At 58.8% G+C, this 23,572-nt stretch carries 19 protein-coding genes; 7 read left to right on the top strand and 12 right to left on the bottom strand.

Annotation, left to right across the window (positions count from 1 at the left end; translation table 11 throughout):
* The first annotated feature begins 224 nt into the window (after nucleotides 1-224).
* From rimP to pnp, 7 genes are all read left to right on the top strand, one after another.
* Entirely contained in the window at nucleotides 225-680 is a 456-nt protein-coding gene (rimP, locus tag HUJ17_RS04810; protein WP_290509607.1) for a ribosome maturation factor RimP, read from the top strand.
* Between the two features lie 39 nt (nucleotides 681-719).
* A complete protein-coding gene (nusA, locus tag HUJ17_RS04815; RefSeq protein WP_290509608.1) occupies nucleotides 720-2,228 on the top strand; it encodes a transcription termination factor NusA in 1,509 nt (502 codons plus the stop codon).
* Between the two features lie 218 nt (nucleotides 2,229-2,446).
* Complete coding sequence (infB, locus tag HUJ17_RS04820) at nucleotides 2,447-5,137, top strand: translation initiation factor IF-2 (protein WP_290509609.1); 2,691 nt, start codon at nucleotides 2,447-2,449, stop codon at nucleotides 5,135-5,137.
* A gap of 19 nt (nucleotides 5,138-5,156) precedes the next feature.
* A complete protein-coding gene (gene rbfA, locus HUJ17_RS04825; protein ID WP_290509610.1) occupies nucleotides 5,157-5,567 on the top strand; it encodes a 30S ribosome-binding factor RbfA in 411 nt (136 codons plus the stop codon).
* A gap of 17 nt (nucleotides 5,568-5,584) precedes the next feature.
* A complete protein-coding gene (truB, locus tag HUJ17_RS04830; RefSeq protein WP_290509611.1) occupies nucleotides 5,585-6,502 on the top strand; it encodes a tRNA pseudouridine(55) synthase TruB in 918 nt (305 codons plus the stop codon).
* 71 nt (nucleotides 6,503-6,573) lie between these two features.
* Complete coding sequence (gene rpsO, locus HUJ17_RS04835; protein ID WP_062817070.1) at nucleotides 6,574-6,843, top strand: 30S ribosomal protein S15; 270 nt, start codon at nucleotides 6,574-6,576, stop codon at nucleotides 6,841-6,843.
* A gap of 246 nt (nucleotides 6,844-7,089) precedes the next feature.
* On the top strand, nucleotides 7,090-9,183 hold the full coding sequence (gene pnp / locus HUJ17_RS04840; RefSeq protein ID WP_290509612.1) for a polyribonucleotide nucleotidyltransferase: 2,094 nt from the start codon (nucleotides 7,090-7,092) through the stop codon (nucleotides 9,181-9,183).
* Between the two features lie 84 nt (nucleotides 9,184-9,267).
* Here pnp and HUJ17_RS04845 read toward each other — a convergent pair whose 3' ends face one another.
* The 12 genes from HUJ17_RS04845 to gluQRS form a co-directional block, all read right to left on the bottom strand.
* On the bottom strand, nucleotides 9,268-9,579 hold the full coding sequence (locus tag HUJ17_RS04845; protein WP_062817068.1) for a TRL-like family protein: 312 nt from the start codon (nucleotides 9,577-9,579) through the stop codon (nucleotides 9,268-9,270).
* A gap of 232 nt (nucleotides 9,580-9,811) precedes the next feature.
* Entirely contained in the window at nucleotides 9,812-11,749 is a 1,938-nt protein-coding gene (acs, locus tag HUJ17_RS04850; RefSeq protein ID WP_290509613.1) for an acetate--CoA ligase, read from the bottom strand.
* A 514-nt stretch (nucleotides 11,750-12,263) separates the two neighbouring features.
* Complete coding sequence (gene panD, locus HUJ17_RS04855; RefSeq protein WP_035248421.1) at nucleotides 12,264-12,644, bottom strand: aspartate 1-decarboxylase; 381 nt, start codon at nucleotides 12,642-12,644, stop codon at nucleotides 12,264-12,266.
* 88 nt (nucleotides 12,645-12,732) lie between these two features.
* Complete coding sequence (gene panC / locus HUJ17_RS04860) at nucleotides 12,733-13,590, bottom strand: pantoate--beta-alanine ligase (protein WP_290509614.1); 858 nt, start codon at nucleotides 13,588-13,590, stop codon at nucleotides 12,733-12,735.
* A 195-nt stretch (nucleotides 13,591-13,785) separates the two neighbouring features.
* Nucleotides 13,786-14,574, bottom strand: a complete 789-nt coding sequence (panB, locus tag HUJ17_RS04865) for a 3-methyl-2-oxobutanoate hydroxymethyltransferase (protein WP_290509615.1) — start codon at nucleotides 14,572-14,574, stop codon at nucleotides 13,786-13,788.
* A gap of 181 nt (nucleotides 14,575-14,755) precedes the next feature.
* Nucleotides 14,756-15,457, bottom strand: a complete 702-nt coding sequence (locus HUJ17_RS04870) for a deoxynucleoside kinase (RefSeq protein ID WP_290509616.1) — start codon at nucleotides 15,455-15,457, stop codon at nucleotides 14,756-14,758.
* On the bottom strand, nucleotides 15,441-15,944 hold the full coding sequence (gene folK / locus HUJ17_RS04875; protein WP_290509617.1) for a 2-amino-4-hydroxy-6-hydroxymethyldihydropteridine diphosphokinase: 504 nt from the start codon (nucleotides 15,942-15,944) through the stop codon (nucleotides 15,441-15,443). Before folK ends, HUJ17_RS04870 begins: the two co-directional genes overlap by 17 nt.
* 109 nt (nucleotides 15,945-16,053) lie before the next feature.
* Nucleotides 16,054-17,406: a polynucleotide adenylyltransferase PcnB gene (pcnB, locus tag HUJ17_RS04880; protein WP_290509618.1), complete on the bottom strand. Its 1,353-nt coding sequence runs from the start codon at nucleotides 17,404-17,406 to the stop codon at nucleotides 16,054-16,056.
* Between the two features lie 594 nt (nucleotides 17,407-18,000).
* Complete coding sequence (locus HUJ17_RS04885; RefSeq protein WP_290509619.1) at nucleotides 18,001-19,329, bottom strand: sigma-54 dependent transcriptional regulator; 1,329 nt, start codon at nucleotides 19,327-19,329, stop codon at nucleotides 18,001-18,003.
* Nucleotides 19,330-19,367: 38 nt separating this feature from the next.
* The gene (locus HUJ17_RS04890) at nucleotides 19,368-22,325 is read right to left on the bottom strand and encodes a sensor histidine kinase (RefSeq protein WP_290509643.1); all 2,958 of its coding nucleotides are present in this window, start codon (nucleotides 22,323-22,325) and stop codon (nucleotides 19,368-19,370) included.
* Complete coding sequence (locus HUJ17_RS04895; protein WP_007149317.1) at nucleotides 22,315-22,491, bottom strand: hypothetical protein; 177 nt, start codon at nucleotides 22,489-22,491, stop codon at nucleotides 22,315-22,317. Before HUJ17_RS04895 ends, HUJ17_RS04890 begins: the two co-directional genes overlap by 11 nt.
* Before the next feature lie 199 nt (nucleotides 22,492-22,690).
* Nucleotides 22,691-23,572 (bottom strand): tRNA glutamyl-Q(34) synthetase GluQRS (gene gluQRS / locus HUJ17_RS04900; protein ID WP_290509620.1); only part of this gene is annotated, 882 nt, incomplete at its 5' end.

Raw genomic sequence — 23,572 nt, forward strand, 5'->3', positions numbered from 1 at the left:
GTCGGGCTCATAACCCGAAGGTCGTAGGTTCAAATCCTGCCCCCGCTACCACTTAGAGGAACCAGCTTCGGCTGGTTCAAAGCGGACAAAAGGCCCCTCTAGCAGGGGCCTTTTGTTATCCGCAGCAGTGGAATGGGCGGTGGATGTGCGGTCGATTGCATGGCTTCCTTGCAGTCGCTGTAATGTCCCCAAGCCCATTTTTTGTTTGTACTGTCGGAAAGGACATGTCGAAACGCGTAGAACAATTGACGGAGCTTCTGGCTCCGGTCGTTGAAGACTTGGGCTTCGTGCTTTGGGGTATTGAACATATCCAGGGGCGCGGGGCCGTTTTGCGTGTCTATATCGACCATGAAGACGGTATCACAGTAGATAATTGCGCGGCGGTGAGTCACGAAATCAGCGGCGTGCTGGATGTGGAAGATCCGATACCCGGCGAATACAACCTTGAGGTGTCCTCGCCGGGCATGGATCGTCCCATGTTTGATATTGCGCAATATGCCGACTATATCGGTGAAGACGTTCAGCTGAAGTTGCTGGCGCCGGTATCTGGCAAGCGTAAAATGACGGCGGCCATTGTGGCCGTGGATGGCGAAACGCTGGTGGTGGAGCTTGATGGCGACACCCTGCGTATTCCTTACAGTCAGGTAGATCGTGCCCGGTTGCAGCCTCGCTTCGACTGAGCACGCCCTGAAGAACTTTGTCTTTGTAAAGGCCTGGCCATGAACAAAGAGATCCTGCTGGTAGCGGAAACCGTATCAAACGAAAAAGGCGTCAGTCGTGACGTGATTTTCGAGGCCATCGAGCTGGCTCTGGCGGCTGCTACCAAGAAACGCTTTAAGGAAGAAGACGTGGAAATCCGCGTGGATATCGACCGTGTGTCCGGTGATTCCCGCACCTTCCGCGTATGGCACGTTGTGCCCGATGAAGAGCTTTACGAATTCGGTAAGCAGCTGACCCTTGATGAAGCCCATGAGCAGGATGCGTCTCTGCAGATTGGCGACACCTGGGAAGAGGAAATCGAATCCGAAGCCTTCGGTCGTATCGGCGCCCAGACGGCCAAGCAGGTTATCGTGCAGAAAGTGCGAGAAGCCGAGCGTCGCCAGATCATCGAAGAATATCGTGATCGCATTGGTGAGTTGATCAGCGGCATCGTCAAGAAAGCCAACCGGGATTCCATAGTGCTGGATCTGGGTGGCAACGCGGAAGCGTTGATTACCCGTGAGCACATGATTCCCCGCGAAGCGGTGCGCCAGAACGATCGCATTCGCGCTTACTTGCTTGGCGTGAATGAAGAAAACCGTGGCCCTCAGCTGTTCGCCAGCCGTGCTTGCCCGGACATGTTGGTCGAACTGTTCAAAATTGAAGTGCCGGAAATCGGCGAAGAGCTGATCGAAATCAAGGGCGCTGCCCGTGATCCCGGTTCCCGCGCCAAGATTGCTGTGAAAAGCAACGATCAGCGTATCGATCCGGTGGGTGCCTGCGTTGGGATGCGTGGTGCCCGTGTTCAGGCCGTCTCCAACGAGCTGGCCGGTGAACGTATTGATATCGTTCTTTGGGACGACAATCCGGCGCAGCTGGTGATTAATGCCATGCAGCCGGCGGAAGTGGCCTCCATCGTCATGGATGAAGAAAGCCACTCCATGGATATTGCGGTGGAAGACGAGTCCGCCCTGGCCCAGGCCATTGGCCGCAGCGGTCAGAATATCCGTTTGGCCTCTGAGCTGACTGGCTGGGAACTCAACGTCATGACTCTTGACGATGCCCAGAACAAGCAGGAAGAGGAAGCCGCCCAGGCACTGGAAACGTTCATGAAAGAACTGGACGTGGATGAGGACGTGGCCGGCATTCTGGTGGACGAAGGCTTTACCACCCTGGAAGAAGTGGCCTACGTGCCCGAAGAAGAGATGCTCGCTATCGACGGGTTCGATGAAGATATCGTCGATGCCCTGCGCCAGCGCGCCAAGGATGTCCTGCTGACCAAGGCCCTGGTATCCGAAGAGAAATTTGAGCTGGCCGAGCCGGCTGAAGACCTTCTCAACATGGAAGGGATGGACCGTGACCTGGCTGTGGAACTGGCATCCCGCGGTATCCCCACCATGGAAGATCTGGCCGAGCAGGCAGTGGATGATCTGATGGAAATCAGTGGCATGAGCGAAGAGCGTGCCGCCGAGTTGATCATGACAGCCCGGGCTCCCTGGTTTGCCGATGAAGGCGAAGCCGGGGCGTAACGGCCTTTAATCCTGGCGGATTGGACGCGGGCACCAACAGCAGGGTGTTGAAAAGGCCATAAGGTGCTTTTCAAGCTATCTTCGCGGTACGGTCCGCAAAGATAAGCACACAATGCGCTGACCGGAATGTGCCGGGCAGCGCGGTCATTCGCCCCGAGGGCAATGGCCCAGGCTATTTTCAATAGCCTGCTAGAGACGGACAGGAGAGTGTTGCTGACATGGCAGAAACGACCGTAAAGAAACTGGCCGACATCGTAGGGACCCCCGTCGAAAAGCTGCTTTCGCAGATGAAAGACGCAGGGCTACCCCATGGCGATGCCAGCGAAGTGGTCTCCGATGAGCAGAAGCAGCAGCTGCTGGCTCATCTGCGCAAGTCCCATGGTGCCGCGGATACCGAAGCCAAGAAGATTACCCTCAAGCGCAAGTCCACCAGTACCATCAAGACCACTGGTGCGGCGGGAAAATCCAAGACCGTTAACGTGGAAGTGCGCAAGAAGCGCACCTACGTGAAACGCGAAGCGCTTGAGGAGCAGGAACGCGAGGAAGCCGAGCGCAAGGCGGCCGAAGAGGCTGCGCGTCTGGCGGAAGAAGAGAAGCGCCAGGCGGAAGAAGCCGCCAAGCGTCAGGCCGAGGAAGAAGCGGCCAGCAAGAAAGAGGAAGAAGCCAAGGCCCGCGCGGAAGCCGAGCGCAAGGCCGCAGGTGAAAAGGCGGCGGAAGAGAAGACCAAGCGTGTCTCCGTGCCGAAGACAGCGGCCGCCAAAAAGCCTGCCAAGGCAGAAACTGCGGAAGAAAAAGCCAAGCGCGAAGAAGCCGAACGCAAGCAGCGTGAAGCAGACGAAGCCAAGCGCAAACAGGAAGCCGAAGCCCGCAAGAAAGCGGAAGAGGAAGCTGCCCGCCGTACCGCTGAAGAAGCGGCTCGTATCGCGGCGGAGCTGGAAAAACGTGGCGATCAGGAAGAGAAAAAGCCTGAAGAAGAGGAAGACAAAGGGTCTTCCATCGTTGTTGCCGCGCAGGAAGCCAGCTATCAGCGTGAAGAGCGTCAATCTCGCCGTCGTCGTCGCAAGCCGAAATCAGCCGGCGTTGCTCACGGCCAGATGAAGAGCTCCATGAACAAGCAGCACGGCTTTAAAACCCCGACGGAGAAGAAAATCTACGAAGTCGAAGTACCGGAAACCATTACCCTGGGCGATCTGGCCCAGCGCATGAACATCAAGGCCAAGGAATTGATCAAGGCCATGATGAAGATGGGTGAAATGGCGACGGTCAATCAGTTTATTGATCAGGAAACCGCGTTCCTGCTGGTGGAAGAAATGGGCCACAAGGCCGTTGCCAGCAAAGGTCAGGAAGAGGTTCTTGAGGACCATCTGGCCGACATGGTTACCCGTGATGATGGAGATCTGGGTGATCGCGCTCCCGTGGTCACTATCATGGGGCACGTGGATCACGGCAAGACCTCCCTGCTGGATTACATCCGCAAGGCCAAGGTCGCCGACGGCGAAGCCGGTGGCATTACCCAGCATATCGGTGCCTACCATGTAGAGCACGAGAAGGGCATGATCACCTTCCTGGATACTCCTGGCCACGCCGCCTTTACGGCCATGCGTGCCCGTGGTGCCAAGGCTACTGATATCGTGGTGATCGTGGTCGCCGCAGACGATGGTGTGATGCCGCAAACTGCTGAGGCGATCGACCACGCCAAGGCGTCCGGTGTGCCCATCATTATCGCCGTTAACAAGATTGATAAAGAGCAGGCGGACCCGGATCGGGTGCGCAACGAACTGGCCACCAAAGATGTGATTCCGGAAGAGTGGGGCGGTGAGTACCAGTTCATCAACGTCTCTGCGCACTCTGGTCAGGGTGTGGATGACCTGCTTGATGCCATCCTGCTTCAGTCTGAACTGCTGGAACTGAAAGCACCGACCACGGGCTCTGCTACCGGTGTGGTGATTGAATCGCGTATCGAAAAAGGTCGCGGTACCGTTGCGTCCATTCTGATCCAGGCAGGTCAGCTGAATATCGGTGACATGCTGCTGGCCGGCGCGCACTTCGGCCGCGTTCGTGCCATGGCTGATGAAAACGGCAAACCGATCACCACTGCTGGTCCTTCCATTCCGGTGGAAGTGCTGGGTCTGGATGGTGCGCCGGAAGCCGGTGAGCAGGTGCAGGTGGTGCCCGACGAGAAGAAAGCCCGTGAAGTGGCTGAGTTCCGTCAGGAGCGTGACCGTGATGTTAAGCTCAAGCGTCAGCAGGCTTCCAAACTGGAGAACCTGTTTGCCAACATGGGCAGCGCAGAAACCAAGACGGTCAATATCGTCCTCAAGACCGATGTGCGCGGGTCCCTGGAAGCGCTCACCGGTGCATTGCATGATCTGGGCACCGACGAGGTGAAGGTTAACCTGGTGTCTGCCGGCGTGGGTGCGATCAACGAATCCGACGTTAACCTGGCCATGACGAGTGAAGGCGTGCTGCTGGGCTTCAACGTTCGTGCTGATTCCAAGGCCAAGAAACTGTGCGAGCAGGAAGGTCTGGATCTGCGCTACTACAGCGTGATCTACGAACTGATCGACGACGTCAAGTCGGCCATGAGTGGTCTGCTGGCGCCGGAGAAGCGCGAGGAGATTCTCGGTACCGCCCAGGTCCGCGACGTGTTCCGTTCTTCCAAGTTCGGTGCAGTGGCGGGTTGTATGGTCATCGAGGGTACCCTGTACCGCAATCGTCCGATCCGCGTGTTGCGGGACGATGTGGTGGTCTTCGAAGGCGAGCTCGAATCGCTGCGTCGCTTCAAGGACGATGTCCAGGAAGTACGTAACGGCATGGAGTGTGGTATCGCCGTGAAGAGCTACAACGACGTCAAAGCCGGCGACAAGATCGAAGTCTTTGAAGTGAAGGAGGTGGCGCGCTTCCTGTAAGGAACGTGCCCCGATATCTATGAGTCGTCATCGTCGCCCGCAGGGCTTTAACCGTACCGATCGGATTGCCGATCAGATACAGCGCGAGCTGTCGCGGTTGCTGCAGTTTGAAATGAAAGACCCGCGGGTGAACCTGGCCACCATTCAGGATGTAACGGTGTCCCGGGATCTGTCCTTTGCCGACGTGTATTTCACACTGCTGGGCAAGGGCGAGGAAGAAGGCGCCGAGGCGGAGGAAGTGCTGGTAAAAGCCAGTGGCTTCCTGCGCAGCAGCCTGGCCCAGAGCCTCAACACCCGCACCACCCCCAAATTGCGTTTCCATTACGACATGACCCCGGAACGGGCGGCACATCTTTCACAACTGATTGATGATGCCCGTGCCGAAGACCGGGAATTGCGTCCGGACAACGACGAAACCGAAAACGATTAGTGTAGCGGAGCTGTCAGGTGGCAAAGCGTCGTCCCCGTGGCCGTAACGTCAACGGCATTCTGCTGTTGGATAAAAACAGTGGCGTCAGCAGTAATGGTGCCCTGCAGATGGTCAAGAAAATGTTTGCGGCGGCCAAGGCCGGCCACACAGGCAGTCTGGATCCGCTGGCTACCGGCATGTTGCCGATCTGTTTTGGTGAAGCCACCAAGTTCAGTCAGTTCCTGCTGGAATCTGACAAGAGCTACCGGGTGACCGCCAAATTAGGCGTGATCACCGAAACCGGCGATGCGGATGGTGAGGTAGTCAGAACCGCCGACGTAACCGCCAGCCCGGCCCAGATTGAAGATGCCCTGATGTCCTTTATCGGGGATATCGAGCAGGTGCCGAGCATGTATTCGGCGATCAAGTATGATGGCGTGCCGCTTTACAAGCTGGCCCGCGAAGGCAAGACCGTGGAGCGCAAAGCGCGCCCGGTAACGATTTATGATATCCGCATCCTGCGAATCGAAGGCGTTGAGCTGGAATTCGAGGTGGATTGTTCCAAGGGCACCTATGTGCGCTCGCTGGTGGAAGATACCGGTGAAAAGCTGGGCTGTGGCGGTCATGTGACGGCGCTGCGCCGCTTGTCAGCCGGCCCCTACCCGGCGGAGCGTATGCTGACCCTGGAGCAGCTGGGCAAGATCAAGGAAACCGGTGGTTTTGAGGCAATCGACGAGCTGCTCTTGCCTTTATCTACCAGCGTGGCAGACTGGCCGCGCGTTGAGCTGGGTGACAATGCTGCCTATTACCTGCAGCAGGGTCAGCCAGTGATGAGCTCAGACCGTCCCGCGGACGGCTGGGTCAGTATTTACCAGGCATCCAGTGAGGAATTTCTGGGTGTCGGTGAAGTGCTGGAAGACGGGCGCATTGCGCCGCGTCGACTGGTATCGGGCTGAGGCCAAACGACGGCAGCTATAAATATGCATGGCTGACCGCGTCTTTTTATTGAGCATATTGGAGAAATAGCATGGCTTTAACCACTGAACAGAAAGCGGAAATCCTGAAAGAGCACGGCCAGAAAGAAGGTGATACCGGGTCCCCGGAAGTGCAGATCGCTCTGCTGAGCGCCAACATCAATGGCCTGCAGGACCACTTCAAGGGTCACAAGAAGGATCACCACAGCCGTCGCGGCCTGATCCGCATGGTAAACCAGCGTCGTAAGCTGCTGGACTACCTGGCCAAGAAGGACCGTACCCGTTACCTGCAGCTGATCGAAAAGCTGGGCCTGCGTCGTTAAAAGACCGCAGATCGGGTAACCCCAACAGAAGCTCGGCAGCCGCCGGGCTTCTGTTGTTTCTGGCCTGCGGAAAATAGGGCTGTAAGATTGCGCCGAGGTATCGTGGGCCAGAGGGCTCAGGCGTGTCTCCAGGCCAATTTACGGTTGGGCCAGGCGCCCTGGCGGGATATGATGCCCGGGCAAAAGATGAATTGTTATCAGAGGCATGGGCCTCGAAGATTGTCGTGAAGAGAGAAGAGACGAGATATGTTCAATAAAATCACTAAACAGATTCAGTTCGGCCGTGACACGGTAACCCTGGAAACCGGGCAAATTGCCCGCCAGGCCACCGCCGCTGTCATGGTCCGTATCGGTGACACCGAAGTGCTGGTCACCGTAGTAGGCAAGAAAGAAGCGGATCCCAGCAAGAACTTCTTCCCCCTGACCGTTAACTACCAGGAAAAGACCTACGCCGCCGGCCGTATCCCGGGTGGCTTCTTCAAGCGTGAAGGTCGTCCCAGCGAAAAAGAAACCCTGACCTGCCGCCTGATTGACCGCCCCATTCGCCCGCTGTTTCCCAAGGGCTTCATGAATGAAGTGCAGGTCGTTGCCACGGTCATGTCCGCTGACAAGAACCAGGATCCGGATATCGCCGCTCTGATCGGCACTTCGGCCGCCCTGTCCATTTCCGGTATTCCGTTTGGTGGCCCTATCGGCGCCGCCCGCGTGGGCTTCAAGGATGGCATGTACATCCTCAACCCCAGCCGCAGTGAACTGGAAGAATCCGCGCTGGACCTGGTGGTTGCCGGTACCGAGCCTGCCGTATTGATGGTGGAATCCGAAGCCAAGGAGCTGTCCGAGGACCAGATGCTGGGTGCGGTGCTGTTTGGTCACATGGAGATGCAGCCGGTAATCCAGGGCATCAAGGAATTTGCCGCCGAAGTGGGCACCCCGAAGTGGGACTGGCAGGCACCTGCCGAGAACACCGAGCTGAAAAACGCCATCAAGGAAAAGTTCGAAGGCGCTCTGGCCGAAGCCTATACCATCACCGAGAAGATGGCCCGTTACGCCAAAGTGGGCGAGCTGCGTGATGCCTGCGTAGAAGCGTTTGCTACCGGTGAAGAAGGTGCCCCGGAAGCCGGCGAAGTGAAGGAGCTGTTCGGCAAGGTCGAGAAATCCGTGGTCCGTGAAGCTGTCGTGTCCGGCAAGCCACGTATCGACGGTCGCGCCCTGGATGCGGTGCGTGCTATCGAGTGTCAAGTGGGCGTGCTGGCCAAAACCCACGGTTCCGCCCTGTTCACCCGTGGCGAAACCCAGGCAATCGTTACTGCCACCCTGGGCGGCATGCGTGATGCCCAGTTTATCGATGCACTGGAAGGGTCCCGTCAGGACCACTTCATGCTGCAGTACAACTTCCCTCCCTACTGTGTGGGCGAAACCGGCATGATCGGTTCTCCCAAGCGTCGCGAGATCGGCCACGGCCGTCTGGCCCGTCGCGGTGTGGAAGCGGTCGTGCCCAACGAAAAAGATTTCCCGTACTCCATTCGCGTGGTGTCCGAGATCACTGAGTCCAACGGCTCCTCCTCCATGGCGTCCGTCTGTGGCACCTCCATGGCGCTGATGGATGCCGGTGTACCCCTGACCGCGCCGGTGGCCGGTATCGCCATGGGCCTGGTGAAGGAAGAAGACGGCCGCTTCGCGGTACTGTCCGATATCCTCGGTGATGAAGATCACCTGGGCGACATGGACTTCAAGGTTGCCGGTACTGCCCGTGGCGTCACCGCCCTGCAGATGGACATCAAGATCGAAGGCATCACCGAAGAGATCATGGAGAAGGCGCTGGAGCAGGCCAATGCCGGCCGTATCCACATCCTTGGTGAGATGGCCAAGGCGATTGGCGAGTCCCGCACCCAGGTGTCTGACAACGCGCCGACCCTGCTGACTCTGAAGATCAACCCGGACAAGATCCGTGACGTGATCGGTAAAGGCGGCGCAACCATCCGTGCGCTGACCGACGAAACCGGCTGTACCATCGACCTGGAAGACGATGGCAGCGTGAAGATCTACGGCGAAACCCGCGAGAAGGCGGAAGAAGCCGTGCGCCGCGTGGAAGAAATCACCGCCGAAGCCGAAGTGGGTGCCATCTACGAAGGCAAGGTCACCAAGGTGGTGGATTTCGGTGCGTTCGTGGCGATCATGCCCGGTACTGAAGGCCTGCTGCACATTTCCCAGATCGCTGAAGAGCGGGTGGAGAAGGTGTCTGACTACGTCAATGAGGGCGACCTGATCAAGGTGAAGGTGCTCGACGTGGATCAGCGTGGCCGTATCAAGCTGTCCATGAAGGAAGCCAAGGAAGACTAAACCCTTTCTTCGCTACACAAAAAAGGCCGGCATTTGCCGGCCTTTTTTGTGTCTGAATACCGGGGTTGCCGGCAAGGGCAGACTTTAGTCACCACAGACGGTGGTGGTGGTTTCGCCGTACAGGCCGAGGATATTGGTGAAATGTACATCCACGGTGCCGACACGAGCGATACCGGCGTTCTGCTTGGCCTTGGCGGTGGAGGCGTCGCCGGTGGCCAGGAAGCCCAGGTAGTTTTTCATGGTGGCGCTGCCTTCCTTGGTGCAGGCAACAGCGTTGTCGCGCACGTCAACCGGGGCGGCCATGTCGCTGTAGATCAGGCCGGGGGAGTAGGGGGTCTGACAGCCGGTCAGGAACAGACTGCCGGAAACGGCGGCAAGCGCAATCAGCTTCTTCATATTTTCTCCTTGGTTTTCAACATGTTGTTTCCGTGCGCAAGGATGCCTTATGACAGAAATATGTCTGTCGGTCAGGCGATCTGATATATGTACGAAATTGACTATTGAGACTGTGAGAGAAATGCGGAGGGTAGGTGTGACAGGGGCAGGTAGCGTAATCTGCCGATCAACAACAAAAAGGCAGCCACATGGCTGCCTTTTTGTTGTTGCTTGCGATGAAGCTGGGTTTTGCTTACTGATTCAGCCGGGTGTCGATCAGCTGATCCACCACCGCCGGATCGGCCAAGGTGGAGGTGTCGCCCAGGCTGTCCAGCTCGTTGGCGGCGATTTTGCGCAGGATGCGTCGCATGATCTTACCGGAGCGGGTCTTGGGCAGACCGGGGGCGAAATGGATCAGGTCCGGTTTGGCGATTGGGCCGATTTCCTGTGTCACCATGTCGCGCAGTTCCTGCACCAGCTCGTCACTACCTTCCTTGCCAGCCATGAGAGACACATAGGCATAGATACCCTGGCCCTTCACATCGTGCTGGTAGCCAACCACAGCGGCTTCGGAAATGCTGGTATGCAGTACCAGGGCGGATTCGATCTCGGCGGTGCCCAGGCGGTGGCCGGAGACGTTGAGTACGTCGTCCACCCGACCGGTGATCCAGTAGTAACCATCCTCGTCGCGACGGGCGCCGTCACCGGTGAAGTAGTAGCCCTTGTAGGCACTGAAATAGGTATCAATCAGCCGCTGGTGATCGCCATAGACGGTACGGATCTGGCTGGGCCAGCTGGCCTTGATGGCCAGGTTGCCTGAGGTGGCACCCTCCAGTTCGTTGCCGTCCGGATCCATCAGTACCGGCTGTACGCCGAACATGGGGAGGGTGGCAGAGCCGGCTTTCAGATCCACGGCACCCGGCAGCGGCGCGATCATGATGGCGCCGGTTTCGGTCTGCCACCAGGTATCCACGATGGGGCAGCGGGACTCGCCCACCACCTTGTAATACCACTCCCAGGCTTCCGGGTTGATCGGTTCGCCTACCGTGCCCAGCAACTTCAGGCTGGCCCGGGAGGTTTTGGTGACCGGCTCGTCGCCCAGGCCCATGAGGGCGCGAATGGCGGTGGGTGCGGTGTAGAAGATATTGACCTTGTGCTTGTCCACCACTTGCCAGCAGCGTGAGGCGTCCGGGTAAGTGGGGACGCCCTCGAACATCAGGGTGGTGGCACCATTGGCCAGCGGTCCGTAGACAATATAGCTGTGCCCGGTGATCCAGCCCACATCGGCGGTGCACCAATAGATGTCACCCTCGTGGTAGTCGAACACGTATTTATGGGTCAGTGCGGTGTTGAGCAGATAGCCGGCGGTGGTGTGTACCACGCCCTTTGGTTTGCCGGTGGAGCCGGAAGTGTAGAGGGTGAACAGCGGGTCTTCCGCGTCGACCCACTCCGGTTCACAGTCGCTGGAGGCTTCCGCCATGGCTTCGTGGTACCAGACATCCCGATCCGCCTGCCAGTCCACATCGCCGCCGGTGCGTTTGACCGTCAGGCAGGTATGCACGCTCCCGATACCGGCCATGGCCTTGTCTGCATTCACTTTCAGGGGCACGGTCTTGCCACCACGTACGCCCTCGTCGGCGGTGATCACGGCACAGGCGCCGGCATCCTGAATACGGTCTTTCAGGGCTTCCGGCGAGAAGCCACCAAACACCACCGAGTGAATGGCGCCGACACGGGCGCAGGCCAGCATGGCGTAGGCAGCCTCGGGGATCATCGGCATATAGATGACCACGCGATCGCCTTTTTTTACGCCACGGTTTTTCAGCACGTTGCCGAACTTGCTGACCTCTTCGAACAGCTGCTGGTAGGAAATGTGCTTGTCCTGATCCGGTTCGTCACCTTCCCAGATAATGGCGGTTTGGTTGGCGCGTTCTGGCAGGTGGCGATCCACGCAGTTGTAGCAGGCGTTGAGGGTAGCACCCTGGAACCAGGCGGCACGGCCTTCGGTGAAATCCCAGTCGCTGACCGTGTCCCAGGGGGTTTTCCAGTCCAGAAATTCCCGGGCCCGGTCGGCCCAGAAAGTGTCCGGGTCATTGATGGATTGCGCGTACCATTTCTCGTAGGTATCGCGGTCCATCAGGGTCTGGGCTTTGAAGTCTGCGGGAACAGGATGAATGTGGGTCTTGGACATCGGGGTCTCCTTGGGATACTGCCAGTAGGGAGCGCCCGTGGGGCTCCCGGCTTTCCCTACATTATTGTGTGACGCTCCCTGGCTGGCTATTCAACCATGGTCGAAGGGGGAGCGGTTTTGTTGGTATCAAGAGTAAACAATGTGTTGGTGAATGGCCAAGGGAGGAGGGCAGTTAACAGTTAATAATGAATAGTTAATAGCTGGGCGATTGGACGGGCTGGGTGCTCTGAGGTCGATGGACGCGAAAGGAGGGGCTGCTGTAGGAGCTTGCCGGTAAGCGATGCGAGCGACAGCGAGGAAATCATTTACGAGTCACGAGTAGCGGAATCAAACAACAAATCTTGATCTATGCAGACAGCCTCGCCTTGCGAAACTCGTTTTTCTGGCCAAGGCTTGGATCGCCTGCAGGCAGGCTCCTGCGGAGGTTTGGGGTTGGTGTGTTGCCGCCGCGGAGCGGCATAAAAAAACGCCGGCATAGCCGGCGTTTTAAAATTCTTTCTTGCGGATCCGGGTATCAGGCAACCTGTACCGGAATCGCGTTGCTGGTGCCCTTTACTTCGTTGCCTTCTGCCATGTAGATCAGGCTTGGCTTGAAGTTGACCAGTTCGGCGCTGGAATAGCTGGCGTAGGCGCAGATAATCACCCGGTGGCCAGGCTGGGCTTTATGCGCAGCGGCACCGTTGACGGAGATGATCTTGGAACCGGCTTCGCCACGAATGGCGTAGGTTTCAAAGCGCTCACCGTTATCGATGTTATAGATCTGGATCTGTTCGTATTCCAGGATACCCGCCATGTCCATCAGGTCACCGTCAATGGCACAGGACCCTTCGTACTCAAGCTCCGCGTGGGTCACTCGAGCCTGATGGAGTTTTGCTTTCAGCATGGTGCACTGCATCTTGGTTACCTCTTGCGCTACCCGAAGCCTGCGGATACACGGTGTTACTACCAAGCAGGCGCTTCAAGGGGCCGGAAGTATGCATGAATCACCGGTCACGCACAACGGCCAGACTGACATTGTCTATCAATCGTGTATTGCCCAGTTTGGCGGCCACAGCGACTACCAGATCGCTGTCGTCGGCACTGGCGGGGGCCAGGCTGCGGGCGTTGGCCACGGTCAGGTAGTCCACCTGAAAACCGGCCTGCTCGAGGCTGTCGCGGTAACGGCTTTCCAGCTCCTGGTAGTCGCTCTCGCCAGCTTCAATATCCGCTTTTAACTGTTGCAGGGTTTTATAGAGTTGCGGCGCAAGTGTGTGCTCACTTTCATTCAGGAAGCCATTACGCGAACTGCGCGCCAGACCGTCACTCTCCCGGCTGGTGGAGGCGCCGACGATCTTGATCGGGAACAGCAGTTCTTCGCTCATGCGACGGAGAATGGCCAGTTGCTGGAAGTCCTTTTCGCCGAACACGGCCACATCCGGCTGCACGATGTTGAACAGCTTTGATACCACCGTGGTCACGCCACGGAAGTGACCTTCTCGGCTGGCGCCGCACAGATGGTCTCCAAGGCCATCAACATCCACCCAGGTCTGGTTCTGGCCCAACGGATACATCTCGTCCACGGAAGGGGCAAACAGCAGATCCGTGCCCGCATCCACCAGTGCGGCGGCATCCGCGTCCAGGGTGCGCGGATAGCGATCAAAATCTTCATTGGGGCCAAACTGGGTCGGGTTGACGAAAATGGATACCACCACCACGTCGCAACGGGCCCGCGCCTCCTTGATCAGGCTGATATGGCCATCATGAAGATTGCCCATGGTGGGCACGAAACCGACTGACAGGCCTTTCTGGTGCCAGCCACGCACATATTCACGAACCTGGGATACGGTATGGACGGTTTGCATCGGGAATCCTCGGGTAAAAAAGCGGCAAGCCACAAGCTTCAAGGCGCGGGGGAGGCCAGTGCTGACTGGCTCACCGCCCGCGATTTTTTGCCGGGGGATTCTTCCCCAGGCGTTTGTGCGCGGGCCAAGATGCTGCAGTTTTACGATGTCCTGACCCGTGTTGTAGCTTGAAGCTTGTAGCTTGCCGCTGGTTTTCTAGAAACAGTGCTCGTCGGCAGGAAAACTGCCGTCTTTCACCGCCTGGTCATAGGCCTTGAAGGCTGCGCGGATGTCACCGTTTTCTGCCATGAAGTCCTTGACGAAGCGGGCCGGTTTACCGGGGCTAATGCCGAGCATGTCATGCATCACCAATACCTGGGCGTCGCACTCCGGGGCTGCGCCGATGCCGATGACTGGCACGCTCACTTCCCGGGTGATGCGGGCGCTGAGCTCCCGGGGGACACATTCCAGCAGCAGCATGGCCGCACCGGCCTGATCCAGGGTCTTGGCTGCTTCCAGCAATTCGTTGGCGCCGGCATCATCCTTGCCCTGGACCCGGTAGCCACCGAGGGCATTGACTGCCTGGGGGGTGAGGCCCAGATGGGCGCAGACCGGGATGCCATTGCGATTGAGGATCTCGATGCTTTCCGCCAGCCAGGCGCTGCCTTCCAGTTTGACCATGTTGGCACCGGCCTGCATCAACGCGGAGGAGGTCTCTAGTGCACGCTCAACAGTGGCGGCCCCCATGAAGGGCACATCAGCAATGATCAGGCTGCCCTGATTGCCCCGGGCCACGCATTCGGTGTGGTAGGCCATCTGTTCCAGGGTCACCGGCACGGTGCTGGTCTGACCCTGGATCACGTTTCCCAGGGAATCGCCCACCAGAATGGCCTCTACGCCGGCTTCCGAGATCAGCCGGGAAAAACAGGCATCGTAGGCGGTGAGCACGGAAAACTTCTCGCCGTCCTGTTTGCGTTTTTGCAGGGTGCGGATGGTTACTGACATGGGAAACCTCCCGGGGAAATTCAGGGGGCAAGCTGCAAGCTACCAGCTACAACACGGTCTCAGGCTGTCTGGCTTTGAAGCCTCGGAGCCCGCGCACAGATTCAGGCGCGGGCTCTAGACTTTCAGAAACAGCCAGAGCCATGTCGTGTTGTAGCTGGTAGCTTGCAGCTTGCAGCTTCATTCAGCCTACCAGCGGCCGGGGGTTAAAATAGTGGCGCCCGGAACGGATGTCCAGCAACTCGCTCACCAGTTGCTGGTAGTCCCGGTCGTGGTTGACCAGATCGATTTCCGCTGCATTGACGATCAGCAGTGGTGCCCGGTCGTAGAAATGGAAGAATTCCGTGTAGGCATTGCTGAGTCGGTCCAGGTAATCGCTCTGGATGCCTTGCTCGAAATCGTTGCCGCGACGGCTGATGCGCTGACGCAGCACCTGGGCAGGAGCCTGTAGGTAGATCACCAGATCAGGCTGTGGGGCGTCCAGAGTCAGGTGGTCATCCACGTTGCGGTACAGCTCGAATTCATCTTCGTCCAGGGTGACCTGGGCAAACAGGCGATTCTTGTCGATCAGAAAGTCGGCAATACGAGGCCCGGCGAACAGGTCCTGCTGCTGAATCTGGCGTAGCTGGTCGGCGCGCTGAAAGAGGAAAAACAGCTCGGTCTGCAGGGCATAGCGGGCCGGGTCCTGGTAGAAGCGGGTGAGGAAAGGGTTGTCATCGGCCTGTTCCAGCAACAGATCGTAGCCGAAGGTCATGGCGAGACGTTTCGCCAGGCTGGTCTTGCCGGCACCAATGGGGCCCTCAACAGCAATAAAGCGCGGCAGGGTGCGGGCCTGTCGGCGTTGTTCAATGCGTTCGGTTAGTGTTTTCTCATTCGATGAGTGCATTTCGATCCAGCTCTGCCAGCGGTGAAATCGTTTGATCAGCTACCTGCCCGAGAAAACTACTCAGTGCGGTGCCATCCGGCAAGAGGGCGTGGGGGCAAATTTCGAGTAGTGGCAGCAGTACAAAGGCGCGCTGGGTCATTTGCGGGTGAGGAACCTGTAAGTCATCGCTATCGATGAGGTGATTGTCGATCAGCAGGATATCCAGATCCAGGGTGCGTTCGCCCCAATGGCGCAGGCGCTGGCGTCCCGCTGCCAGTTCCAGGGCCTGCAGGGTGTGGAGCAGGGCGTGGGGGGCGAGGGCGGTGTCGATTTCGGCAACCGCATTGACATAGTCAGGCTGATCCTGAGGACCGACCGGAGCACTGGTGTACAGCCGGGAGTGCTGGCGCAGGGTGATGCCAGGTAGACGTTGCAGAGCCCGCAACGCCGAGATCAGCCGTTGCGAGGGGTGGTCCAGATTGCTGCCAAGGCCGATCAATGCCTGCATGGGGCTCTCTGTTCTGATCAGGGAATGACACGTTACAAGTTTCGAGTCTCGGAAATCAAAAAACGGGCTTGCCTTTCGAGACTTGCTCCTCGCTCCTCTACGCTTCTTGTCAGCCTTCCGTTGACGGCTTCTTTCGCCGGCGGCGGCGTCGCTTGTTGCCGCCGCCGGGCTGATTGCCCAGCCCGCTGATCATTTGGCGTCGACCCTGTTCGTCCTGCTCTTGATAGCGAGTCCACCAGTCGCCGAGCCCCGGTTTGATCTCTTCTGCCTGTTCGCGCAGTAACAGGAAATCGTAGGCGGCGCGGAAGCGGGGATGTTCCATCATGGCGTCGGCGCGCTTGCCGGCGCGTTTATCCAGGCGTAGCTGCAGTTCCCACATTTCGCGCATCACCGTGGAAAAGCGGCGGGGGATGGCGGTGTGCTTGATCTGCTGGTTGAGGGCTCGGGTGGCGCTCTTGTGCAGGGCCTGTGCCGGCGGCAGGCCGCTGGACAGATAGTGGCCCATGCGTTCCTGGATCACCGGCCACAGCAGTACCGCATAGATAAAGGCGGGGGTGACCGGCTTGTTGTCGGTCAGGCGCTTGTCGGTATTGTCCATGGCAGCCAGTAGCATGGCTTCCCAGATGGCGCCTTTCTCGCCCTCCAGGGCTTGCTGGGTTTCCGGGAACAGAAAGCGGAAAAGGCCCAGCGTCTGCAACTGTTCGTAGGAATCCCGGGCATGGCCGCTGAGAAACAGCTTGAGCACTTCATCGAACAGGCGCGCGGCCGGCACTTGCAGCAGCAATTCCGCCAGGTCGGGAATCGGATCGCCGGTGGCCGGGTCGATATGGAAGCCCAGCTTGGCGGCAAAGCGGGCGGCGCGCAGCATGCGCACCGGGTCTTCGCGGAAGCGGGTTTCCGGATCGCCAATCAGGTGGATGACCTGCTTGTCGATGTCATCCAGGCTGCCCACAAAGTCATGTAGGGTGAAGTCGGCAATGTTGTAGTACAGGGCGTTGATGGTGAAGTCCCGCCGCAGGGCGTCTTCCTCAATGCTGCCCCAGGTGTTGTCGCGCAATACCAGGCCGGTTTCTTCGTGGGCGTGATGCTGGTCCCGGTCCGGGTTGTCTTCACGATTCATGGCGCGAAAGGTGGAGACTTCGATGACCTCGCGGCCAAATCGCACGTGCACGATCTGGAAGCGGCGACCAATAATGCGGCTTCGCTTGAACAGGCGGTTGACCTGCTCCGGCGTCGCATTGGTGGAAACGTCGAAATCCTTGGGCTCGCGACCACAGAGAATATCCCGCAGGCAACCACCGACCAGATAGGCTTCAAAGCCGGCTTTGTGCAGACCATAAAGCACATCCAGCGCGGCGCGGGACACCTGTTTGCGGGAAATGGGATGTTGGTCGCGGGGAATGACTCGCGGTTCGAACGTTCTGCGGTTTTTTAGGGAACCCTTCTTAAACCAGCCAGTCATACGTTCCAGGAACTTGCAGGGCATGCGTCAGTATTAGCCTCAAGGTGTGCAATAAAGCGGCGATAGTAGCACTTTTTCTCGTCTATTGAGATACTGGCCGACTTGGGCGTGGCCCAGAAAGTAAAAAGGAGCCACAACCGAAGTTGTGACTCCCATATTTTGCGCTGATTCTGTTGTTATTATTGTTTGTGTTGTTTTCTGCCTTGTCGCTGCAATCATCAGTTGCAGCAGCATTGCATTGGCTCGTGAAATTATTCTTCTTCTTTCTTGTTGTTATTGTTGAGCCTGTACGCCGGTGTTTTTTTTGTTAGCTGGCGTGGGATTCATAGTGCCCGTCCCACCGGGGCAATGCAACAAAGAGTGAATTTGTTAAAAAACAGCAGGTTACAAGAGAAACTTAAAATAAATGTAAATAGATTTCCGGAATTTGTAACCTTGGTGTTACCTGTCTGTGTAGCGCGGTAACACTTGTTCCCGTCTGCGGTCATTTGGCGAGGAATGCGTTCTTTTTTCCTTTGTCCATGCACAAAAGATTTTTACATAGTCCGGAGCAAAAGCCGCCTGGCCGGTCATACTGCCCAGACAGGTGGTGCGCTAGCGACGACCGCCGGCTTTTTTGCGTGGAATACCCAGTCGTTGGCGTCGCTCCCACAGGCTTTTTCGGCTGATGCCCAGCTTCTGGGCCAACTCGGTTTCGGTCATGCTGTCCTGGTTTTCCATGACGAAGCGGGTGAAATAATCCTCCAGGGACAGATCTTCGCTGGGGTCCAGGCTGGCCCGGCTCACCCGCTGCGGGGTGCGGTTGGGGTTCAGTCCCAGCTGTGACGGGCCAATGCCGTCTTCCTCGGTGAGAATGATGGCCCGCTCAATGACATTTTCCAGCTCCCGCACATTGCCTGGCCAGCTGTAGCTGACCATGGCCTGCCAGGCGGCATCTGTGAAGTATAGGTCGTGGCGGTTGAGTTTTTCGCAGCCGCGTGCAAGCAGGGCGTTGGCAAGGCTCTGCAGGTCATCCTGGCGCTCACGCAGGGGCGGCAGGGTCAGCTCCATGACATTGAGCCGGTAGTACAGATCCTGACGGAAGTGGCCTTCTGCCACTCGCCCGGGTAAATCCAGCTGGCTGCTGGCAAGAATACGCACGTCCACCTTGCGCGGTGACAGGGAGCCTTGCCGATGTATTTCATGGTGGGTAAGCAGGGTCAGCAAACGGCTTTGTACGTCGCTGTTGAGTTCACCTACTTCATCGAGAAACAGGGTGCCGCCATCAGCTTCCTCGATACGCCCGGCACTTTCTTCATCGCCGAACAGTTCGGTCAGCTGCAGATTCTTCGGTAGTGCTGCGCACTGCACGGATATCAACGGGCCGCCGGCCCGTTCACTTTGCTCATGCAGGGCGCGGGCAGTGAGTTCCTTGCCGGTGCCGGATTCACCCATGATCAGTACGGGGGTATTGGTGGGGCCCACCCGGTGGATACGATGCTTGAGCTCCTGCATGGCATCACTGTTCCCGATCATGTTGTGCACCGGGTAGCTGCGTTCCATATCCCGCCTCAGGGCGCGGTTGCCTCTATTCAGACGACCTTCCTTGAGCACCCGCTCAACGGCGAGCAGCATTTCATCGTGATCAAAGGGTTTGGGGATATAGTCCACCGCTCCCTGACGCATGGCGTCCACGGCGGAGCGCAGGCTGGCATAGCTGGTCATGATCAGCACCGGGGTGGTGCCGGCGCTTTCTATCAGGGCAGTACCGGGTTCGCCAGGCAGCCGCAGATCGCTGATGATGAGGTCAAACTGATTGAGGTGTTGCTCCCTGGCTTGCTCCACGGAGTCGGCTTCTGCCACGGAGTGCTCGTGGCGTACCAGCAGTTTGCGCAGGGCGCCGCGAATCACCGGTTCATCTTCAACAATCAGGATGTGGCTCATGTATCGCTGGGTCCTTACTTATCTGGTTGAGCAGGATACTACGTTTCCGGCTGTCCGGGGGCCGCGGCTTGTTGCCTGTGAACCGGCAGACTGACTATAAAGCGGGTGCCGCCTTTTTCGCCGAGCGGACTTTCTACCCGGATGGTGCCCTGATGTTCTTCGATAATACTGTACACCAGAGCCAGGCCCAGGCCTGTGCCGCGGCCCGGCGGCTTGCTGGTGACGAAGGGTTCGAACAGGGCATCACGCAATGTATCCGGAATGCCGTGGCCCTGATCTTCCAGCAGAATATCGAGGAAGTCACCGCGTGGCTCGCAGTGCACGGTGACTGGCTGCTGGTCTTCGCTGGCATCGGCGGCATTGCCAAGCAGGTTGATGAACACCTGGAGCAAGCGTTGCGGGTCGCCCTTGACCCAGTAGCTCGCCGGACAGTGATTCTCGAACGGTTGCTGGCGGTGATCCGGGTCCAGCAGCAGCAATGAGATGGCTTCGTCGACGGTATCGCACAGGTTCACCGGTACCTGCTCACTGAGTTTGATACCACCGGAATGACTGAAGGTTACCAGGGACTCCACGATACGCGTGATGCGCCGGGTCTGTTCCAGTATCTGGTCGCAGGCTTCCTGTTGCTCCTCCGGGTCGCTGTCTTCATCCAGATTCTGAGTCAGACAGGCAATGGCGGTGACCGGGTTGCCGATTTCGTGGGCCACCCCGGCGGCCAGCCGGCCGATGGAGGCCAGGCGTTCGTTATGAGCCAGGTGCGCCTCCATGTGGCGCAGTTCAGTAATGTCCTCGATCACCAGTACCTGCCCGCCAGCCTGCTCGGCGGTGCCGGCACCCATCACCTCGGATTTGTGCAGACTCAGCCAGCGTGTCTGGTTTTCCACGTCCAGTGACTGCTGGGGTTGATGGGCGTTGTCGTCGTGGCTGAAGCGAGTAAAGAAGTCGCCCCAGGGCGGGTCCAGGTCTGCCAGGCGGGAGCCGATGGTGTCTTCGGCGGTAATACCGGTGAGGCTTTCCATGGCCCGGTTCCAGCCGATGATTTCCCGATCAGCGCCCAGGGAAATGACCCCCATGGGCAGTTCCAGCAGCGTCTGACGATGGAAGCGGCGCAGGCCATCCAGTTCTGCCGCCAGCCCGGACAGACGATCCCGGTACTGTTCGAGACGGGATTCAATGAACTGAATGTCTTCGCTGGAGTGTTGCTCCTCCTCCGGCAGGTAGGGCAGGTGGTCGTCGATCAGTTGGTGGGACACCGAGGGACCGAGCAGGCCCGACAGATTGGTTTCCAGTTGATCACGTAGTCGCCTCAGAGCGTAGGGTCGGGTTTCCGTGCGCGGCAGGTGCAGATCCCGCAGGGACATTTCCACTTCCCGGGTGGCGGTGATCGGCCCCAGCGGCTGGCTCATGGCATCAATGAAGTCGTCCACGCTCTTTGCTTCCAGCTCCCAGCGATAGGGGCGGCGCAGGCTGTCCACGGCACAGGCTTCGGCGGCATTTTTTTCCGACCGGGACATGGGGGTGACGATGGACACGATGGCGTAGATCAACGCATTGGCGGTGACCGAAGCGATGGCCACGTGGTGCCACTGGCTGGCGCCGGTCTGGAAGCGCATGCCCAGCAATTCCATCAGTGGCTGGAATTGCCAGTTCGGGTAGGCGATGGGAACCAGCAGCAACATGATCCAGAGGATAAAGCCGACCAGTAAACCGGCGAACAGGCCGTTTCGATTGCCGGAGGGCCAGAACAGGGCGCCAATCAGTCCGGGAACAAATTGCAGGGTCGCAACAAAGGTGAGCACGCCCAATTCCACCAGGGTGTGATCGGTGCCGGTGAAACGGTAGAACAGATACGCCAGAGCGAGAATGGCGGCGATAAGAATACGCCGGGTCCAGAGCAGGTTGCGATACAGGTTCTGGCCCTGCAGCGGGCTGGCGGGCAGTACCAGGTGATTCAGGCACATGCCGGACAGGGCCAGAGTGGCCACGATCAGCATGCCGCTGGCTCCGGCCAGGCCGGCAATATAGCCGAGCACGGCGCCGTGGCCACCGGTGATCATGCCGATGCCCAGAGCGTAGTAGTCCGGTGGGGTGGGGGCATTGCCGGCGGCAGCAGCCCACAGGATCACCGGTACGCACAAGGCCATCAGCAGGAACATCAGCGGTAACGCCCAGCTGGCGGTGACCAGGGCGCGCGGGTTCATGTTCTCGGTAAAGGCCATGTAGAACATGTGCGGCAGCACCACGGCGGAGACAAAGAACGCCATGATCATGGAATGCCAGGTACCGTCCTGCAGGGGGTAGTAGAGCCGCGCCAGCATTTCCGGGTGGTCATCCAGCCAGGCGTTGAGGCTGGCGGGTCCATCGAACACGCCATACAGGCCGAGCAAGGCCACCGCGCCGAAGGCCAGCAGTTTGATCAGCGATTCCATGGCAATGGCCATCACCAACCCTTCGTGTTTCTCCCGGGCGGTGGTATGGCGGGCGCCGAACAGGATGGCGAAGATCACCATCATCAGGCAGAAGCCGGCGGCCAGGTCGCGGGGGTCGGCGGTGCCACTGAGGATCTGGATGGATTCAGCGACCGCCTTCAGTTGCAGCGCCAGCAGGGGCAGCACCCCGATCAGCATGATCAGGGTCGTCATGGCGCCAGCCAGTCGGCTGCGGTAACGGAAGGCAAACAGGTCTGCCAGGGAGCTGAGCTGGTAGGTCGTGGTCAGCCTCAGGATCGGTGCCAGCAAAATCGGGGCGAGCAGAAAGACCCCGGAAATACCCAGAAAATAGGACAGGAAGTTGTAGCCGTACTGGTAGGCATAACCCACTGAACCGTACACGGCCCAGGCACTGGCGTAGACCCCCAGCGACAGCACATACACCGCTGGGTGGCGTACCCAGTGAGCCGGCAGCCAGCCACGCTCGGTGATCCAGGCCACCGCAAACAGGAACAGCAGGTAGCAACCGGCAATCAGGATCAGATCGCTGACACTATAGACCATCGACATCCTTGCTCTTGGCAATCCAGTAACTCAGGGCGATCAGGCCCAGCCAGATCAGATAGGGGCGATACCAGGCGCGCCCACCTTCGCTCCACCAGTCGATGATGGCAGGGGAAAGCAGGTAGGTGCCGAGAATGAAGATGATCAGCAGTCGGTCGGTATACATAGGTGGTTTAACCCCTCCGGGCCGATGAGCATACGCCAGGGGGTGGGGCGTGTAAAAGCGCGGGCAGCGGCAAGCTACAAGTTTCAAGCTGCAAGGCACGGGATGTGTATTGGTGTTCTGGTCGGCTGTCTCCGCGCTTATATCGTTAAAGGCAGTCACAGCATTTGCTGTGGGGTTTTCCCGGTTCGCGTTGGAACTTTCAGCTTGTAGCTTGCAACGCCTCTGGCAATGGTTGCTGGCGGCCGGCTGGCCACTGGTGATCGGGGTAGTGTGCTGTGCCCCATGCCAGAAGTTCTGCCGGGCTTGCTCCTTGCAAGTCTGAGGGTGGCTGCAGGCCAATGCAGCGAAGTGCCGCTGTGAGTAGCAGGTTGGCTCGAGCGGGGTCCAGAGCTTCACTGCCTGCGGATTTGGACAGCTTCAGATCCCGCCCGTCGGTGATTACCGGCAAATGCGCATAGTCTGGCGCTGGTCTGCCCAGGCATTCCAGCAGCCAGCGCTGGCGCAGGGTGGAATCGAGCAGGTCGGCGCCACGCAGTACATGGGTAATACCATCATCTGCGTCATCCAGGGCGCAGGCCAGCTGATAGCCGAACAGGCCGTCACGACGGCGGATGACAAAAGCGCCACCGTCCTGGTGCAGATTGTTGCTGATGCGGCCCTGAATGGCATCCAGATAGCGAAGCTCCCGGTCAGGAACCTGCAGACGGATGGCGGTGTCGGCGGCGGCGGGCACCGCAGCGCTGATACCGGGATGGTTGTGATCCAGGTCTGCCAGTTGTTTGCGGGTCAGGCGGCAGTGAAAGGCGTGGCCGCTGTCGAGCAGGGTATCCACGGCTTCTTGATAGGCGAAGTGGCGCTGGCTCTGGTAACGCACGGGCCCATCCCAGTGCAGGCCAAAGGTTTCCAGCTGACGCAGAATGGTATCGGCGGCACCGGGCACTTCCCGGGGCGGATCCAGGTCATCCACTCGCACCAGCCATTCCCCGCCCGCATGACGCGCTTCAAGCCAGCTGGCCAATGCAGCCACCAGCGATCCGAAATGCAGGGGGCCGGAGGGGGTGGGGGCGAAACGTCCGCGATA

This window comes from Alcanivorax sp. (assembly GCF_014762765.1).
GTDB lineage: Bacteria > Pseudomonadota > Gammaproteobacteria > Pseudomonadales > Alcanivoracaceae > Alcanivorax.